This is a genomic window from Candidatus Odyssella thessalonicensis L13, assembly GCF_000190415.1.
GTDB classification, from domain to species: domain Bacteria; phylum Pseudomonadota; class Alphaproteobacteria; order Paracaedibacterales; family Paracaedibacteraceae; genus Paracaedibacter; species Paracaedibacter thessalonicensis.
Genome location: NZ_AEWF01000003.1, coordinates 1 through 18,652, shown reverse-complemented (window position 1 = coordinate 18,652; position 18,652 = coordinate 1). Strand labels below are relative to the sequence as shown.

15 protein-coding genes are annotated in these 18,652 nt (G+C 46.5%); 11 read left to right on the top strand and 4 right to left on the bottom strand.

The annotated features are described in order from the left end of the window. Positions 1-7 precede the first annotated feature (7 nt). The 3 genes from amaB to HMO_RS0105405 form a co-directional block, all read right to left on the bottom strand. Complete coding sequence (gene amaB, locus HMO_RS0105415; RefSeq protein WP_010299777.1) at positions 8-1,546, bottom strand: L-piperidine-6-carboxylate dehydrogenase; 1,539 nt, start codon at positions 1,544-1,546, stop codon at positions 8-10. Between the two features lie 61 nt (positions 1,547-1,607). Beyond that, a complete protein-coding gene (gene mmsB / locus HMO_RS0105410; protein WP_010299775.1) occupies positions 1,608-2,489 on the bottom strand; it encodes a 3-hydroxyisobutyrate dehydrogenase in 882 nt (293 codons plus the stop codon). Positions 2,490-2,492: 3 nt separating this feature from the next. Further along, positions 2,493-3,983 (bottom strand): CoA-acylating methylmalonate-semialdehyde dehydrogenase, encoded by a 1,491-nt coding sequence (locus tag HMO_RS0105405; protein ID WP_029448490.1) that lies wholly within the window; start codon positions 3,981-3,983, stop codon positions 2,493-2,495. Positions 3,984-4,132: 149 nt separating this feature from the next. On the opposite strand from HMO_RS0105405, the gene HMO_RS0105400 reads away from it, so the two are divergent. Together HMO_RS0105400 and HMO_RS0105395 are read left to right on the top strand one after the other, a co-directional pair. Then, entirely contained in the window at positions 4,133-5,785 is a 1,653-nt protein-coding gene (locus HMO_RS0105400; RefSeq protein ID WP_010299769.1) for a hypothetical protein, read from the top strand. Between the two features lie 10 nt (positions 5,786-5,795). Beyond that, positions 5,796-6,851, top strand: coding sequence for a hypothetical protein (locus tag HMO_RS0105395; protein ID WP_010299767.1), 1,056 nt, complete (start codon positions 5,796-5,798; stop codon positions 6,849-6,851). Here the strand turns inward: HMO_RS0105395 and hrcA are convergent. Beyond that, positions 6,829-7,872, bottom strand: coding sequence for a heat-inducible transcriptional repressor HrcA (gene hrcA / locus HMO_RS0105390; protein WP_010299763.1), 1,044 nt, complete (start codon positions 7,870-7,872; stop codon positions 6,829-6,831). The genes HMO_RS0105395 and hrcA overlap by 23 nt on opposite strands. 81 nt (positions 7,873-7,953) lie before the next feature. Between hrcA and rph the strand changes: the two genes are divergently transcribed. The 9 genes from rph to HMO_RS13875 all read left to right on the top strand — a co-directional run. Beyond that, positions 7,954-8,670 (top strand): ribonuclease PH, encoded by a 717-nt coding sequence (gene rph / locus HMO_RS0105385; RefSeq protein WP_010299761.1) that lies wholly within the window; start codon positions 7,954-7,956, stop codon positions 8,668-8,670. Next, positions 8,670-9,266 carry an RdgB/HAM1 family non-canonical purine NTP pyrophosphatase gene (gene rdgB / locus HMO_RS0105380; protein WP_010299759.1) on the top strand — a complete coding sequence of 199 codons (597 nt, stop codon included), beginning with the start codon at positions 8,670-8,672 and terminating at the stop codon, positions 9,264-9,266. The genes rph and rdgB overlap by 1 nt, the downstream gene beginning before the upstream one ends. Before the next feature lie 227 nt (positions 9,267-9,493). Further along, positions 9,494-10,636, top strand: a complete 1,143-nt coding sequence (gene hemW / locus HMO_RS0105375) for a radical SAM family heme chaperone HemW (protein ID WP_010299757.1) — start codon at positions 9,494-9,496, stop codon at positions 10,634-10,636. Continuing rightward, positions 10,633-11,094: a RidA family protein gene (locus HMO_RS0105370; protein ID WP_010299755.1), complete on the top strand. Its 462-nt coding sequence runs from the start codon at positions 10,633-10,635 to the stop codon at positions 11,092-11,094. The genes hemW and HMO_RS0105370 overlap by 4 nt, the downstream gene beginning before the upstream one ends. Positions 11,095-11,130: 36 nt before the next feature. After that, positions 11,131-12,720 carry a serine hydrolase gene (locus HMO_RS0105365; RefSeq protein WP_010299753.1) on the top strand — a complete coding sequence of 530 codons (1,590 nt, stop codon included), beginning with the start codon at positions 11,131-11,133 and terminating at the stop codon, positions 12,718-12,720. Between the two features lie 457 nt (positions 12,721-13,177). Beyond that, positions 13,178-14,284 (top strand): NHL repeat-containing protein, encoded by a 1,107-nt coding sequence (locus HMO_RS13885; RefSeq protein ID WP_010299751.1) that lies wholly within the window; start codon positions 13,178-13,180, stop codon positions 14,282-14,284. Next, on the top strand, positions 14,232-16,109 hold the full coding sequence (locus tag HMO_RS13880; protein WP_175282091.1) for an autotransporter family protein: 1,878 nt from the start codon (positions 14,232-14,234) through the stop codon (positions 16,107-16,109). Before HMO_RS13885 ends, HMO_RS13880 begins: the two co-directional genes overlap by 53 nt. A 334-nt stretch (positions 16,110-16,443) precedes the next feature. Next, the gene (locus HMO_RS0105355; protein WP_010299748.1) at positions 16,444-17,595 is read left to right on the top strand and encodes an NHL repeat-containing protein; all 1,152 of its coding nucleotides are present in this window, start codon (positions 16,444-16,446) and stop codon (positions 17,593-17,595) included. Further along, on the top strand, positions 17,546-18,652 hold a 1,107-nt coding region (locus HMO_RS13875; protein WP_033444550.1), incomplete at its 3' end, for an autotransporter-associated beta strand repeat-containing protein. The genes HMO_RS0105355 and HMO_RS13875, both read left to right, overlap by 50 nt.

Here is an 18,652-nt window from a genome sequence, read left to right as displayed (position 1 = left end):
GGATGGTCTAGAAGTTAAATTGTATTCCCTGGGCCAACGGTAGCTGGCTGGAAAAATTAACGGTATTGGTGGCGCGGCGCATGTAATTACGCCACGAATCAGAGCCTGACTCTCGACCGCCCCCAGTTTCCTTGTCACCCCCAAAAGCCCCACCAATTTCGGCCCCACTGGGCCCAATATTAACATTGGCTATGCCACAATCACTGCCGCACGCCGATAAGAATAACTCGGCTTCTTGAAGCGAGTTAGTGAAAATACATGAGGATAATCCTTGCGGAACCTCATTGTTGATGGCGATCGCTTCCTCTAAGGTTTCATAACTGAGCACATATAAAATAGGAGCAAATGTTTCAGTATGGACAATACCATGATGCTTAGGCATATCAATAAGGGCAGGTGCCACATAATAACCCTGGGGATAGTCGCGATCGAGCACCCGTATACCTCCCGTAACCAAAGTGCCGCCTTCCTTTTGAGCTTGAGCAATCGTTGCTTGCAAGGCTAAGAAGGAGGTCTCGTCAATAAGAGGCCCACACAAGGTGGCTGATTCTAATGGATTGCCTATGGGGACCGTTTGATAAATATTCTTAAGATTTTGGATCACTTGCTCCTTTAAGGAGCGATGCACAATCAGGCGCCGAAGAGTGGTACATCTTTGGCCGCACGTGCCGACGGCACTAAAGGTTATTGCACGATAAGCAAGATCAAGGTTGGCCGAGGGGGTGACAATCATGGCATTGTTGCCGCCGAGTTCGAGCAACACTTTGCCAAATCGCTTGGCAACGCGTTGGCCAACAGCCCGACCCATCTCGGTGCTGCCTGTGGCGCTTACCAGGGCCACTTGTGGATGGTCGATCACAGCCTCGGCAATATCCTGCCCTCCATGAAGAAGTAAAGAAAGAGCGTCCGGGGCTGCCCCAAACTTTTTAAGAGCCCTCTCAAATAAGGCCTGGCAAGCAGTCGCCGTGAGCGGAGTTTTCTCTGAGGGTTTCCAAATGGTTGCATTGCCACAGACCACAGCTAAAGCGAAATTCCAGGCCCACACGGCAACGGGAAAATTGAACGGAGTAATCAGCGCCACGATCCCTAAGGGGTGCCAGGTTTCCATCATACGGTGCCCTGGGCGTTCAGAGGCCATGGTTAAGCCATAAAGTTGGCGGGATAGGCCGACCGCAAAGTCACAAATATCAATCATTTCCTGGACTTCGCCTAGACCTTCTTGCAAAATCTTGCCACATTCAATGGTCACCAATCTTCCTAAAGCTTCTTTATGGAGCCGCAGTTCTTCACCAAAAAGACGGATAAGCTCGCCACGACGAGGGGCTGGAACAGATCGCCAATGCCCATAAGCCTGGTAAGCCTGGCTGATTGCTGATTGCGCCTCTGCAACCGTGTTGCCGCGAATACTCCCTAACAACTCGCCATTAATCGGGCTTACAGATAAGACTTCACAAGCATGGGGGGATGACAATTTGATGCCAAATTGATGTAAGATCTCCTGAACTTGATTCTGTAAGGTCTTATTAGCAGAAGGGGTAGCTGTCATCTGATCAGAGCTCCTAGGATATCAGGGGGTAAATTTAATCATTTATGGCGCAGTGATAAAGTTACCGAACTTTTAAAAACTCAATAATTGCTGAAAAATCAAGGGCGCCAGAGTCTCGACAAAAGTCATCATAAAGATCACCAGCTTTTTCTGTTAAAGGTAGCGTGGTGTCATTATTGCGAGCTGCTTCTATCGCTAGATTTAAATCTTTCAGCATCATGGCAGCAGCAAAACCAGCTTTATAGCCATTGCACGCCGGGGTATCTGGTAAGACAGGCGCTGGACAATAGCGGGATAAGGTCCAGCTTTGGCCCGAAGAAGCAGAGGCAATTTCATAGAGGGTGCTGGCTGCAAGTCCAAGCTTCTCAGCGAGAATAAAAGCTTCGGACGTGCCAATCATATGAATGCCCAGCATGAGATTGTTACACATCTTCGCCACTTGACCATGGGTGGCAGCTCCGGCGTGGAACACATTTTTCCCCATTGACGCTAAGATCGGTTGGGCCTTAATAAAGGCATCGTGCAGGCCGCCGACCATAAATGTCAGCGTTGCTTTTTCTGCCCCAGCAACCCCGCCCGAGACGGGAGCGTCAAGAATACCGTGTCCTTTGAAGGTGGCCGCTTCATGGACGTCTTGAGTTGTCGTCAAGTCGATGGTAGAGCAATCAATAAAAAAGCCAGGCTCTTTGAGTTGCTCCAATAATCCGTTTTCGCCGAGTAAAACACTGCGCACATGCTTGCCGGCTGGCAACATCGTGATAATAAAGTCTTTATCGCTGGCGACTTCTAACAGCGAGTAAGCGCCGATACAGCCACCGCGAACAGCGGTCTCGATTGCGGCTCTGTCTAAGTCAAAGACATGCACTTCATGGTGTGCTTTAACCAAATTCCGCGCCATCGGGTTGCCCATATGGCCCAAACCAATAAATCCAATTTTTGCCATAGTCTACTCCACCCTAGGTAATGAAAATTCGACCCCTTGGCGGATGCCAGAGGGCCAACGGCTGGTAATGGTTTTAAGTTGTGTAAAGAAGCGAACACCTTCCATCCCATGCATGCCGTGATCAGCAAATACTGAATTCTTCCAGCCGCCAAAGCTATGAAATCCTACCGGCACAGGAATTGAAACATTAACTCCGACCATCCCCACTTGAACGCGCTGACAGAAATCGCGTGCACTGTCCCCATCACTCGTGAAAATAGCAACACCGTTGGCATAAGGATGGCCATTGATAAGATTAAGGCCTTCTACATAGGAACTGACGCGCACCACGCAGAGAACAGGACCAAAAATTTCATCCTGGTAAATGGTCATGGAGGGCTGAACATGATCAAACAGGGATCCAGCGAGAAAGAATCCTGTCTTTGGGCAGGCGTGCTTGCGCCCGTCAATGATCAACTTAGCCCCTTCCTTTTCCCCTTGCTCAAGATAAGAGGTAACTCTGGTTAACTGATCCTGGCTAATTAAGGGGCCCATTTCTGCGGTTGCATCAGTAGGGGCTCCAATTTTAAGATCCTTAATCTTAGGGGACAATTTCACGATTAAGCGGTCTGCCGTTTGTTGACCCACAGCAACGATGACGGAGATCGCCATGCATCTTTCCCCAGCTGATCCATAAGCAGCGCCCAAAATTGCATCAACTGTCGAGTCTATGTCGGCATCAGGCATAACTAGAGCATGATTCTTTGCTCCTCCAAAGGCTTGTACCCGTTTGCCATGAGCAATTGCTGTTTGCTGAACATACTTTGCCGTGGAGGTTTGACCAACAAAGCTAATAGCGTTAATCTCTGGATGCGTGAGCAAACCATTAACTGCTTCTTTAGCTCCATGGATCACATTGAAGACGCCGGCAGGTAGCCCCGCTTGTAAAGCTAACTTGGCTAACATTAACGCTGCCGATGGGGTGCGCTCGGATGGCTTCAAGACCACCGTATTACCACAAGCGATGGCCACAGAACAAATCCATAAGGGAATCATGGCTGGAAAATTAAAGGGAGTAATAGCACCAACCACACCCACAGGTTGTCGTATACTATAAGAATCAACCGCTCTGCCAACATTGGTGCTAAATTCCCCTTTTAAGGCGGAAGGAATGCCGCAAGCAAATTCCAATACATCAACGCCGCGCCCGATGGATCCTAACGCCTCTGTTTTGGATTTTCCATGTTCCTCACAGATAGCCGTTGCTATCTCTTCCTGGTTTTCTTCGATTAAATGGCGCCATCGGAACAGAATTTTAGCACGAACGGCTGGCGGCGTCTCTGACCAGCTTGATAAAGCTTTTTTAGCGGCATTGACGGCTAAGTCTACCTCTGCGTTTCCGGCAAGCGGAAGCGAACCCAAAGAGTGGCCTGTCGAAGGATTGATGACTGGTAATGTAGGAGACCGAGAACCGTTAACTTCGTGACCGTTTATAAAGTGAGAATAGGAACGCATGATAAATCAACAATAAATCGATGTTACCTAAATGAAAGCATTTTAGTAAAAATCTTTCAATAGAGAGTTTTTTGTCAAGCTTTAAGTATTTGTTTACTAAAGAGATATATCCTTAAGGTTAGTTAAATTTATAAGTAATGGTGGCGAATATGAAAACCCGTTTTACTCCGCTTGCAATTTTTACCCTAAGTCTTTTAATGGGTGAAGGGCACGCATTGCCTTATAAGGACATTTCAATGAGAAGCGGACAGCAAGGGGCTCCTAATGTTGGTGCTTTTGCAAGCGATAGCATTAGAAGTGGGCAAGGAATGCTAGGTAGTCCCAACCAAAGGAAGATGGATAACAATCGGGGTATGCTGGGCAACGCCGAACCAGAACATGGTGGTATCCACAGTACTCATTTAGGACTGGATGAAGAAGACGGTAGTTATGATTCAGAAGATGGCTGGATTATGCCAGAAGCTGAGGAAGAAGGAAGTTATAGCTTTGGCGATGATTGGCTTGATGGAGATGTTATTAATCTTGATGATGATCCCAGCTGGGCTGGAAATGCGACTAAGAGAGCGACAGCTTCTTATGCTGCCCCGCTTGGCGAGCACCCTTCCAAGGTATCGAGAGTTAAGAATTTTGTTAAGGGGAAAATGGAAAGTGCCGCTGACCGTCTGAGAGGCAATCGTGCTGCCCCTGCCCAGAGCCGACTGGAGCAAGAACCTTGGGAACGGGACGAGGATGAGTATGGCTGGAATCAAATGGATGATTTAGATCTGGACACCGGAGCAGATATGAGCAATGTCGCCGGTAATGCAGCGGCTGCGATGGCTTCTCATTCTGCCGCCCAAGCTTCCCACTTAGGTAGGGTTAAGGGCTTTGTTCAGGGGAAAGTGGAAAGGGCCGCAAATTGGGTTCCAGGAAGATTGCCGGCGACAGCACAGCCTACCCCAGCTCAGCAGCCCTGGGAACAGAATCCTCAGAATAACTCTGTTTTAAAGCCGCAGGATTATAACAAGATCAGACCGCAGGCCATGCGAGATGTGGCAGGTTTGAGTGTCTACGGCATGGCTTCTAACTCGCCTGCTCAACCTTCAAAAGTAGCGCAAGCTAGAAACTTTGTTAAAGGGCATCTTGAAAGCGCGGGTGGCCGATTAATCGGGCGGCAGGCCGTACAACCTATCCAGAACCAGGATCCATGGGATCAAGAATATAAGAGTGGGCCTCTTTTAAAGCCGCAAGATTATAGCAAGCTCAATCCGGCTTCCATGCGAGATACAGCTGGCTTGACGGCCGCTGGCATGGCGTCACCTTCTACCTTAGATGCTGATCAACCTGCCAAAGAATCAAGATTCTCACGAGTCAGAAACTTTGTTAAGGACAAAGCTAAAGGGGCTGTTAATCGTGTCAGAGGTAAAAACTCATCAGCCGCTCAACCTATGCCAGCTCAGCCACAAGGGCAGCAGGACTATGAGGATAGATATAGTGTAGATCCTCAAGCTTTTGGTGACTTTGCCCCTGCTGCAAGAAGTAATGATGCGGGTCTGGCAGTACGGAGCATGGCTTCACACTATCCGGTAACGATGGATCAACAGGACCTAGACTCTCCTAAAAAGCCCTCAAGATTTGCCCGAGCCAAAAACTTTGTTAAAGGCAAAGCTAAGGGAGCTGTCGATCGTATCCGGGGTAAGCAATCAAACTTTGAAGAAATCGATGCAGATCAATATACTCAGTCCCTTTCTGTCACCCCTCCTGCAAGCGATGCTCGCAGCAGAGTCTACAGAAACCCTCGCTCCTCATATGAATTAGATTAGGAAATGAATAATGTTTAAATTGTTAGTAAGTTTAGGAATGCTGGTGCTGTCAGTAAATGCGTCAATGCAACCTGCTTCGCCAGCAAACCCAGGACCCTCTGGGGTCCAGAGTGCATCTCCCTTTGCTGCTATGCCCGAATCAGATGTCGCAGGCCTAATGGTGCAGAAACTTGAGCGATGCAAATATGTTTGCGCAAATTGCCAAGATATTCCCAACCGCCGCTTCTGTTTCGATCAATGCTCAGACATTGTGGACACAACTTCCTGTAATGCGACTTTGCCGCGGATTACCGGAATTAGTGATGCTAACCAGCAGGGAAACATGATGCTGACGCAGAAAAAAGAGCAGCTACTTAATCAATATCGAGGCGCACGGAATATCATCGAAAATAAAGCTAGTAGATTTACCCCTACTGAACGCTTTGCCTCAAGCCAAGAAGTTGTCGACACTCTTAATGTGCTGATGGGCCTACGTCAAGAAGCAGCAGTCATCATTGAAAAGCTTAAGAGACAATCAAGAACTCCTGAAGCTATCAAAAGCGTGCAAGAGTTCCAAGCGAACTTGCAACAGATAGATTTTAGTCTACAGCAGATTCAAGGCAATTCTCGTTGGAAAGTTGCTGATTTACGCAAGCTTGCTAATAATGCTGGGCTTTTTGCAAAGAATATTGTTAATCAGGGCTACAGTCAGTATTATCTGCTGCGTAAAAATCGACCTCTTCTAAGACAGGCAAGAGACAGCGTCTTCTGCCGGGCCCAGTGTCGAGCACGAACTTGCAATAAGGATCTGCGTTTATTCTCGAAGTGTATGGTGAGTTGTCCTGAATCTCAGATTAAAAACTGCATTAAAGGGGCACAGATGCCAAGTCGACCAGGGCAAGCTTCTAACTTTGAATATTATAATGGCTTACAAAGCAGCAATTTTAAAGAAGCAAATGGCAACTTCCAGATGAATCAAGCTGAAAGGCAATCGATTCGACCGCATAGTGAGGAGGCTCCGAGTGTTATCATGGATGAGGTGGTCCCTCACCACAATGCCCAGGTTATAGACCCAACAATCGACTAACGAGTTTGGCTGTGTAATCCACCAACGGGATAACACGGCCATAATTCATTCGTGATGGTCCTACCACCCCAATAGCACCAATAATCCGCTCATTCGTTCCTTTATAAGGGGCAATGACCATGGAACATCCAGATTGGGCAAACAGAGGATTCTCTGCGCCGATAAAAATTTGCACTCCTTCGGCTTGGACAGAAGCATCTAAGATGGTCTTTAGGTTTTCCTTAGTATCGAGTAAGTTAAATAAATTGCGTATTTGATCAATTTCTTCAACAACGGTTACATTGTTAAGCAAGTTGGCTTGGCCTTTGATAATCAGTGACCCTGAGCTTTCCTCACCACTCCATACAGCTACCCCGTCAGCAACAATCTTACGGGATAAAACATTCAGTTCTTGCTTATCTTTAATAAGCTCGCCCTTAATAATTGCATATGCTTCCGACAGGGTATGGCCAATCATATGGGCGTTCAAATAATTCGTTGCCTCGGTTAAGACTGAATTGGGAATACCTTCAGGAAATTCAAGGACACGATTTTCAACCAAGCCATCTTGAGTAATAATGACCAACAACACGCGTGTCGGACTTAAGGGGACGAATTCTATATGCTTTAACGGCGACTCGGTCTTAGGCGCCATAACCAACCCGGCACATTGAGAAAGACCAGACAATACTGAGGTGGCATTCTCGAGAATATCATTGAGGCTCCGCCCTTGAGTTTGACAACGGCGTTCAATTTCTTCTCGCTCCTTGTCGCCGATATCTCCTACCTGCAGTAAGCCATGAACAAACAGCTTTAACCCTTCTTCCGTGGGCATGCGCCCCGCTGAGGTATGGGGAGCGTACAGTAAACCCGCATCTTCAAGGTCGGCCATGACATTGCGAATGGTCGCGGGAGAAAGAGTCGTGGTCAGCCGCCGCGACAGCGTCCGTGAACCGACGGGTTCTCCTGTTTCCATATAGGCATCAACCAATTCTTTAAAGATTTCAAGCGATCGATTATTTAAATCACGAATGGATGTCATTGCAACTTTCAACTTTTCACAAATATCAACTTGGTGTAAAACTAAGAAAACTCAATTACCTTAAGGACAGTTTACACAAAAATGCGCCACGATAAAAGAAAGCCAAACGAATTACGCTCAGTTTTTCTTGGGCCGGGATTTTCTAAACATGCTGAAGGCTCTTGCTTTGTTAAGTTTGGAGATACCCATGTGATTTGTACAGCCACTGTAGAGGAAAAAGTTCCACCATTTTTACGTAACACTGGCGCTGGCTGGATCACAGCTGAATATGGGATGTTGCCACGCTCTACCCATGAACGCATCGAACGGGAAGCAGCTAAAGGTAAACAAAGTGGTCGTACTCAAGAAATACAACGCTTAATAGGTCGGGCCTTGCGCTCAGTGATTGATTTAAAGGCTCTGGGTGAACGTCAAATTAAAATTGACTGTGATGTGATTCAAGCCGATGGCGGCACCCGAACTGCTAGTATTACCGGGGCTTATGTGGCCATGCATCAGGCATTACAGAAATTGGTAAACAAAAAAGTATTAAAAGAACTGCCGATTACTGATCAGGTCGCAGCGATTTCCTGTGGTCTGTCGAAGGGCGAGGGGTTGCTCGATTTAGATTATATAGAAGACTCAAGCGCCGAAGTGGATGCTAATTTCATCATGACTGGATCCGGTAAGTTGGTGGAAATCCAAGCCACTGCTGAGAAAACACCTTTCAGCGATAAAGAGTTCGCCCATATGCTTGAATTGGCGCGTTCGGGGATTAATGAGTTAATCGCTCTCCAAAAGCAGGTTCTCAAGATCTAATGCTGAAACCAGGTGACACGCTCGTTATTGCCAGCCATAATTCCGGAAAGATTAAAGAAATCCGTGAGATGTTGGCGGCTTTCTCTCTAAATCTTGTCTCCGCCCGGGATCTGAATATTGCCGAGCCAGAGGAGACAGGAACAACCTTTGTGGAGAATTCTGTTCTCAAAGCAACGTCAATTATGGAAGCTTGCCAATTACCTTGTTTGGCTGATGATTCTGGGCTGTGTGTGGAGGCTTTGAACGGGGCACCGGGAGTCTATTCAGCCCGTTGGGCGGAGCGAGCGAATGGAGAGCGAGATTTTAATTATGCTTTTGCTAAGATTTTTGATTCCTTAGACCGCAGTCAATCCTATTCCGCCCAGATGAGATGCGTATTAACGCTGAGCTTCCCACAAGGGGCAATTCATTCTTTTGACGGAATAGTAAACGGCCATATCAGTCTACCCCCGCGCGGAGAGCATGCCTTCGGTTATGATCCGATTTTTACGCCTGAGGGCTATAATCAAACCTTTGCTCAAATGGATCCCAGTCTTAAATCCCAGATTTCTCACCGGCGTCATGCTTTTAAGCAATTAGTCAAGTTTATAAGTTAGTTTGCTGCTCTCAGCTACAGGCATACTGGAAACACTGCCATTTCTCACTATCGCTCAGCTGGTTGGTATAAACGCTTTTTGGCAAGGCTAGAGGTTTGATGTCTAAGCGGTTACTGACTTCACTCTTAGTAGTTTTCCTCTTTCTAAATAGACAATCTATAAAAGGAGGTAGCCATTTATCTCAAAAGTATGATTTAGTAAAGAAAACAACTCAATAATAAATAAAGATGACTTCACTTGCTTTGTATATCCACTGGCCCTTTTGTGCTTCAAAATGCCCTTACTGTGATTTTAACAGTCATGTGCGCGACCAGATTGATCTGCAAGCATGGCACCAGGCCTATCTTAAAGAGCTTCAGCGTCACCGGGACTTAGTGGGACCGCGTACCATTCAAAGCATTTTCTTTGGCGGCGGCACTCCTTCCCTTATGCCTCCGTCATTAGTCGACAGTATTTTAACAGAGATCGCACGTCTGTGGCCGCTTTTACCAGAAACGGAGATCACTCTGGAGGCCAATCCCAACTCAGTAGAAGTTGATAATTTTCGGGCTTTGGCCCAAGCGGGCATCAATCGCGTTTCGTTGGGAATCCAAGCGTTACATCAGGCGGATCTAAATTTTTTGGGACGTTTACACAGTGCTGAAGAAGGGATGAGAGCTATTGAAACTGCGCAACAATGTTTCCAACGCGTATCCTTTGATCTGATTTATGCCCGGCCCAATCAAACAGTCGCGGCATGGCAAGCTGAGTTATCGCAGGCATTAGCGTTTGGCACGGAACATTTATCTCTGTACCAGTTAACAATTGAGCCGGGTACAGCGTTCGCGACGCGCTATGCCCGGGGGGATTTTGTCTTACCGACTGATGAGCTTGCTGCTGACTTATATGAGTTAACCGCCACGCTTACGTCCCAAGCTGGCCTTTTAAATTATGAAATATCAAACTATGCCCGTGTGGGGTGCGAATCTCAGCATAACCTTGCTTATTGGACCTATCAAGACTACGCAGGTATTGGCCCGGGTGCCCATGGACGCTTGACATTAAATGGTGTGCGTCATGCCACCAAACAATATCGTGCCCCCGAAACCTGGCTGCGTCAAGTCGCTGAAAAGGGAGATGGTTTTGATGAACTATTTGCTTTATCTGCCCAAGAGCAAGCGAGTGAGATGCTGTTAATGGGCTTAAGGCTTAACCAACAGTTTGAAGTGCAGCGTTTGCCATGCTCTGGAGACGAGGTTTTAGACGCTGTGGGCATCGAACGCCTAGTCAAAGCAAATTTAATCACTTATGATGGTAATACGATACAAGTCAGCCCCCAAGGGCGGTTGTGCTTAAATGAAATTTTAAGAATAATTCGGAGGTCTGAATGACAATTGAAGCTCGTCTATCGGAATTGGAGCTAAATATTCCCACAATCCCTAAGGCTGTTGCTAATTACGTCGGCTATAAAATAGTGGGTGACTGGGTTATTATTTCAGGACAGCTGCCCTTTAAAAACGGTGAAATTTTAAATCCGGGTCATTTAGGTGCGACTGTCAGCTTGGAGGAAGGAATTGCCGCCGCACGCCAATGCGCAATCAATATTCTAGCGCAGCTGAAGACGGCCGTTGACGGTGATTGGAGCCGCATTATTCAGTGCATCCGCCTGGGAGGCTTTGTGGCCAGTACGCCAGACTTTACGCAGCATCCCATTGTAATCAATGGAGCTTCTGATCTGATCGGCGATGTTTTTGGAGATAAGGGGCGCCATGCTCGTGCTGCTGTGGGGGTGGCGGCTCTTCCTTTAGGCGCCAGCGTCGAAATTGAAGCTATCTTTCAGATTCGTTAAGCCAAGTGTTTAAGCTAATCCGTTGGGGGAAAAATAATGTTGATCCGTATTTTGGCGATGGTCCTTGCTCTCGTTTCAACTTCATGGAGCCTTAATTATCAAGCGCTGGAATCTTATATTCTAAAAGCCAATGAAGATTGGAAATCTCCCGGACTTGCCATTGCCATTGTTGAAGATGGCAAAATAAGTTATGTAAAAGTCTTTGGGTTTCGCTCAGCTGATAACAAGAAGCCGATAACCCCAGATACAATTTTCCCGATTGCCTCGCTAACTAAAGCCTTTAGTGCACTGCTGATGCTTAAGCTCGCTGAGGATAAGAAGCTTAACTTAGATGATCCTGTCATCAAATATCTGCCTGACTTCAAACTAGCTGCGGATACAGCCACACAAGGGATGACAGTAGCAAAATTGTTTCAACATCGCAGTGGTTTAAGAGGATTTGCTTTTGACACCTTAGTGGAAATGGGATGGTCAGAGCAAGAAATCTATCATGTTCTTGACCAAGTTACTCCTGATAATACCTTTGATGAGCGCTTTGATTACCAGAATATTTTTCCAGGATTATTTTGCTGGATCAGTGAGAAAATTACCGGCCAACCGATTAATCAGACCTTTAAAGAGCAGATATTTGAGCCGATTGGCATGCCCTCAGCCTCTTTAGGCGAATTCGGTGTAACAGCTACAGATGGATGGTTAAAACGCCTATGGGCACGGATCAAATTTCAGTTTACGGATCATGTCCAGCAGCATTACTCCGATTACCAAGGCACTCCTCATATTATTCAAGGAGGAAACCCAGCAATTTATAAGTTTGCCACCTCGCGCGGCATAAATGCCAGCATCCAGGATATGGCAAAATGGTTGCAGTTCTGGGTTAATGGTGGTGTGACTGATCAAGGAAAGCAGATCGTAAGCCCTGATCAGCTTGCTAAGATGCTTGATAAGTTAACCCACGTGGGGGCGCCTCAAGGGGGGCGGTTATTTCCTAAAGAACGGGTAAAAGATATCTATTATGGCATGGGGTGGTATACTCATGATTATGCCGGGCTCAATCGAGTTATATCACATATGGGGGGAATGACCGGGGTACGCGCGCTTATTTCTTACGTGCCTGAGAAAAAGGTGGGTATTGTTATTCTTTCTAATCTTGGAGGAATGCGTGTTAATTTATTACCTGAAGCCATTCGGGCTCGCTTTTTAGATCTGGTTGCCGGAATTGAAGAGGATCATGATTGGAGCGCCGAACTCAAAGCGGATTTATATGGGTCCCGCGAAAAATCTTTAGAAAGCCGGCGTGCCCAGCGGTTAAAAAATCCTGTGCCAGCTCGTTCCTTACAGCGTTATGTCGGTGTTTATGAGAATAAGCTGTATGGTTCCGTGGAGATTGTTCAAGAAGGAGAGCATCTCGTTATAAAGTATCGTAACCTTAAAGCCCCTTTAACCCATTGGAATGGCGATAACTTTACTTTTAAAGCAAATCAATTTACGCCAGCTTATAGTGAAACAGATTATGCAGATATGGTTTTTGGTGGTTCCTCCAAAGATCAAGATACCACTGTCTGTGTGATCAGCCTATTTTATGAAGGCTCTAATACTTACTTTAATCGTAAGAAGGATACAAACTGACGCCACTGGGAGCTCATTCTTAAAGGTAGAATGAATGAGCTGCTTAGTTTTTTATAACAAAGATGAAAAAGTGGGGCTAGGGGGGTAAAGGAGTGCTTTATCTCTCTTTTAGTTTCATAGAGTCACTTTCTTTTCTAAAATATACTCTCAGAGTTTAAGGCGCTTCCTGTATCTTTTGACGATTGTTGCGGCTATTTTTCCTAGATATTGAGTACAGATAAGAACTTTTAAAATTTATCCTTCTTAAATTTTGAGGGTCTAGGCACCCCCTTGGACAAGCTAGGATAAAGCCTGGGTGGTGGCTTTTATTCCTATGCTACCTCTTAGTAATTTTCTTTAATAGAGTTGCGTTAACTAATTGTAAAGAAATAAGAATATTTTACTGCATCACTTCCGCTTTTATCAAAGATAATGCTAAAATTTTAGTATAATACTAGGATGAGATGTATGCCTACTTATGAGCACGGTTTCAAGATCACAAATATTCCTCTCATTAATAAGCGGTTTGCTTATCACCACTCATGCCTACTCAAACCCAACTGTTGGCGTATGGAATATTGTTTCAACACTCGCTGGTAGCACTGGGGGATACGCAGAAGGCACAGGGGCTAGCGCGCGATTTAATTATCCTTATGGTATTGCGGTACATAGTTCCGGTACAATATATGTGGCTGATTCTGCTAATCATCGCATTCGCAGCATTTCATCGGCGGGCACCACAAGCGTCTTTGCAGGTAGCGGTACAGCAGGCACGACAGAAGGCACAGGTGCTAGTGCTCAATTTAACAATCCTTATGGCGTGGCAGTTGACAGTTCAGGAACACTGTATGTATCCGAGTACACAAACCACCGTATCCGTAAAATCACCTCGGCAGGAGTCACTAGTCTTCTGGCTGGCAGTGCGCAGGGTTATGCAGAAGGGACAGGTTCTGGAGCTCGATTTGATAGGCCCTATAGCGTAGCAGTTGACAGTTCGGGAACTGTGTATGTCGCAGACTTTTTTAACAGCCGTATTCGCAGGATCACGTCAGCGGGGGTTACGAGTACCCTGGCAGGCAGTTCTACGGGGGGGTATCTTGAAGGGACAGGAGGGGCTGCGCAATTTGGCACTCCGATCGACGTGGCAGTCGATAGTTCAGGAACAGTATATGTGACAGATACCTATACACAGCGCGTTCGTAAAATTACATCCGGAGGGGTTACTAGCCTCCTGGCAGGCAGCAATACAATAGGTTATGCGGAAGGGACCGGCGCTAGTGCGCGATTTAGTAGTCCTTATGGTATTGCAGTCGATAGTTCGGGGACGGCGTATGTGGCTGACTCTGATAACCATCGTATCCGTAAAATCACATCCGGGGGTACGACCAGCCTTATTGCCGGTACTGGTATTGCAGGCACGGCAGGAGGCTCGGGTGCGGGGGCCCAATTTAATTATCCTGCGGGGATTGATGTGGATAGTTCTGGTTCACTGTATATTGCAGACTCTTCCAATCATCTTATCCGGAAAATCGATGCTTTGCAGATTTATATTAATACGGATACTTACTCGTCTAACTGCTTTTAGTGGTGCTGGAAAGTTCACCAAGAATGGGACCGGCAAAGTGCGGATCACCAATCCTACGCATCCTACTTTTTCAGGACAGCTGGAAATTAACGACGGTGAAGTCAATCTTAATGGTGATATGACCAATGCCCCTATCGTCGTCAACAGTGGTGCAAAATTTACTGGAAATAACACTGTTGCTAACCTGAGCAACTCCGGGACCGTTAAGCCTGGGAACTCGATTGGAGTGATCAATATTGCTGGCAATTTCAGTAATGCTGGAGGAATTTATAACTGTGAAATTGATGCCACGCCGATTTCCGATATTATCAATGTGGGAGGTACTGCGACCCTAGGCGGGACTTTAAATATTTTGCCGCAGCCCGGTAATTATAGTACCCCGAAGACGTATACCATTTTGACGGCTGTCAATCCGATTGTGACCACCTTTGATAGTGTGACCTCCCCTTCTATTTTATTAAAATATACACTTAACTATTTACCAAATATGGTCCAATTAACTGCAACCCAAGGGACGTCCTTAAGTAGTGTGGTTACTCAAGGTAATGCAGGTACTATAGCTCAATATATTGATACGGTTACTCCGGGGGCGGGGTCCAATCTCAGTGATCTTTTAAACGTCTTTCCTACCCTTTCTATAAGTGATCTTTATAACTCTTTGAATCAACTTCATCCGGCTGCCAACACTTTGATCAGTTCTGCGGTTGCTGCGAATGAGCTGAGTGAAATGGATGGAATGTTTACGTCGCTTCTTAATGAGCGGCGTCTTCATAAGCTTAGCAAACGGAGTAACGTGGATGAGCCGCACTCAGCTCAATTTAATTTTGCAGTTGCGCAAGCAAACATGCCTGTTGCAAAAGAGGGGCTTAGCAGCCTTTTCTTTACCAAGACGCCCACTTTCACAGATCCCTACTCTGCTTTACCTCCGCCTCAAGCTGCGCCTCAAAACATGCGAACATCTTTTGGAAGCCTGAATATCTGGTTCCAGCAAGCTACCAGTAATATCAATCACAGATCCGTGAGGGATGGCAGCCCAACACTTGGTGTTCCCGGTGTCAAAGCGAATCTTAATAGCACATCACTGGGGGCAGACACCCAGATTACAGATCAGCTTCTTCTCGGGACCACCGTCGGCCATACTAAAACATCCTACAAATTAAGGCAAAAGTATGGAAGTGGCCAAATTAGTAGTTATCGTTTCGCTCTGTACGGGATGTGGACGCCTAAGAAAAAATGGTATGTCAATGTGTCAGGATTTTACGGTCGACATCGTTTTAAAGGTAAGCGGAACTTAGCGCTCTCGTCCACGACTTACCGTAATCACCAGCGCCATCAAGGGCATCATTATAGTGGGATTATAGAGGTGGGCCGTGATATTGCTCTGCCTAATCAAACAACCTTGACACCATATGGAAGTATGGGGGGATTATCGCTTAAAGAAAATGGCTATACAGAAACCGCCGATGGCTTAAATCCAGGCTTAAGAGTTAAAAGACGCATCAGTCGTTTCATCCAGGCTAAAGCCGGGCTGCAACTCTCAAGCCTACATAAATATAAGGACATCCAGTTGTATGTCTATGCAAAGCTTGGGTATATTTACAAGACTCCGCTCGGAAAACCGCAAGCAATTACTGCTTCCTTTGTTGGCTATGAGGGTAACTTTACAGTTTTCACTCATAATAAGCAGCAGAACATGTTCAATCCAGGTCTAGGGATAACGGCGCTATTGACGGATCAGCTCTCGCTTACTGCCAGCTATACAGGGGAGATTTCTCCAGCTCAGCGCTTACATCAAGCTCTTATTCGCCTCGATTATAATTTCTGAGATTGTAGTAAGTTTAAGAGTGACAGGAAATAAGAAAGGCGCGATTACTTTCGCTAAGCAATTATTATTTCTAGATGAAGAGGTGAGGTTTTAACGGATTATAATAAAATTACCTTTAATTCTTAGGATTTGATAGTCTCGGTAACCCAGTGGAAAAGCTGGAAAAAGCCAGAGGTGGCTCTTTAATTTTGATATTGCCGCTGGGTGGTTTCCTTACTAGTTTTACGTTAACTATTTGTAAAGAATTAAGATTGTTAACGCTTATAGCTTTCATTTCTATTTAAAATAATACTAAAATTTTAACATAGTGTTAAGGTTGAGTGTGTGCCTTCTTATGGTCAAGGTTCCCAAGTCTCGCATATTTTTTTCTTTAATAAGTTGTTTGCTTATCACTACTCCTGCTTACTCAAATCCAAAGGTAGGGGTCTGGAATATTGTTTCAACATTCGTAGGCTCACCGTATAGTCGCGGCTATCAAGAAGGAACAGGATCAGCCGCTCGATTTGAAAACCCATACGCGATAACGATCGATAGTTCAGGAACATTATATGTAGCTGATAACGGTAATTACCGTATTCGTAAAATAACCTCTAGTGGCACTACAAGTTTGCTGGCCGGGAGTGGTACTACAGGTTATGCGGAAGGTACAGGTGCTAGTGCTCAATTTAATACTTTTCAGTGGGGTATTGCTGCCGATAATTCGGGTAATGTGTATGTCAGCGATACCACTAACAATCGAGTGCGAAAGATAACCTCAGGCGGTACAACAAGTCTGCTTGCTGGAAGTACCTCAGGCTACCAAGAGGGTACGGGAGCAGGGGCTAGGCTTTCCAGTCCTAGAGGTTTAGCAGTAAATAGTGCGGGAACAGTATATGTGGCTACCGCTACCAGCGAGCGTATACGGGCAATTACCTCTGGAGGTACCACCAGCCTTCTTGCCGGAAGTGGGGCCACGGGTTATGTCGAAGGCACGGGCTCAGCAGCTCAGTTTAGCACCCCTACTTCAGTGGCAGTGGATAGCTCTGGAACAGTGTATGTTATTGATGCGAATAACTATCGCATTCGCAAGATAACATCGGGCGGCACTACTAGCCTCTTTGCTGGCAGTACACAAGGCTACGCAGAAGGCACGGGCTCTGCGGCGAGGTTTAACTTTTTTAATCTGATTCCTAGTGGTATTACCGTAGATAATGCTGGGACAGTATACGTAGCCGATACTTTTAACTATCGTATTCGCACCATAACCCCGGGCGGAGTCACGAGCACTCTTGCAGGGACGACTCAAGGTTTCGTGGTGGATGTGCCCGGTGCTGTTGCGAAATTTGATCGGCCGGTAGGGATTGCCGTGGATAATAGTTCAGGGGCAGTTTATATCGCCAACTACGACGGCTCTTGCATTGTTAAAATGGATCCGTTGCAGATTTATATCAATACAGATGCTGCGCCAACCTATGTTAACCGTGACCTCAGCCTTAACCTTAGCTAACCCGATCACTTTAACAACCAACGGCACCATCAATACTCAAGCCGATGTCACCGCTTCAGGAGCAGTGACAGGAACAGGTATTCTGACTAAAACGGGAGCGAACACCCTAACAATGACAGGAGCAAGCAGTTTCGGGGGAACGACGATTAGTGCAGGCACGGTAACCTTTTCCGCAGCCGCCAATGTGGGGACGACGGTATCTTTGAATGGCGGTAAACTTCAGCTGACGGCTAGCGCCCCGAGTGCGGTCACGCTTGCCAGTCCATCAATAACGGCTTCAGGCGGTACCATTGAAAATCTAAGCACGCAAACGTTAACACTCACTTCATCAAGTGGTACGGGCGCTCTTATTAAGAACGGTTCAGGTCCACTCACGCTCTCTGGAGCCAGCTCAAGATCAGGGACAACCACGGTGAATGCCGGAGGGCTCCGGCTGGATCATTATCAAAGTCTGGGCAGTGGTAATTTAACCCTGGCCACTAATACATCGCTCGAGCTGGCGGGTAATATTGGCTCTGCCAATCCGGTAGCGAATGCCATTGCGATCACCGGCCCTGTCACTGTGGATAGCAAAGGATATACGGGGTACTTCAATGGTCCGATTACAGGGGCTCAGGCTCTCACTGTTCAAGGAAGCGGCGGTACCGTGGTGGTGGGGGGAACAAATACACCTTCCTCAACAACAGTGACGTCAGGAACCCTCGCCTTATTAAATTCGAGCTCCAGCTTTAGCAACCCAGTTAACGTCGGTTCGGGTGCTACCTTTGATATCAGTCAAGGCCCGGCCACACCTACACTAGCCAACGTTACTACAGTCGTGGGGAGCAATATTAAGCTCGGTAGTCAAGCCTTGAGCCTGACTTCGGGAACTATTGCTGGCAATCTCTTGGATGGAGGGATCAGTGGTACCACCGGGGCCACGCTGACAAAAACAGGCGGCGGCATCTTAACCTTAACCGGCACCAATACTTATGCGGGAGGCACCATTCTGCAAGCCGGTACCATTAATATCAATAATATTCATGCTTTGGGTACCGGAGCACTTAATTATGCGATA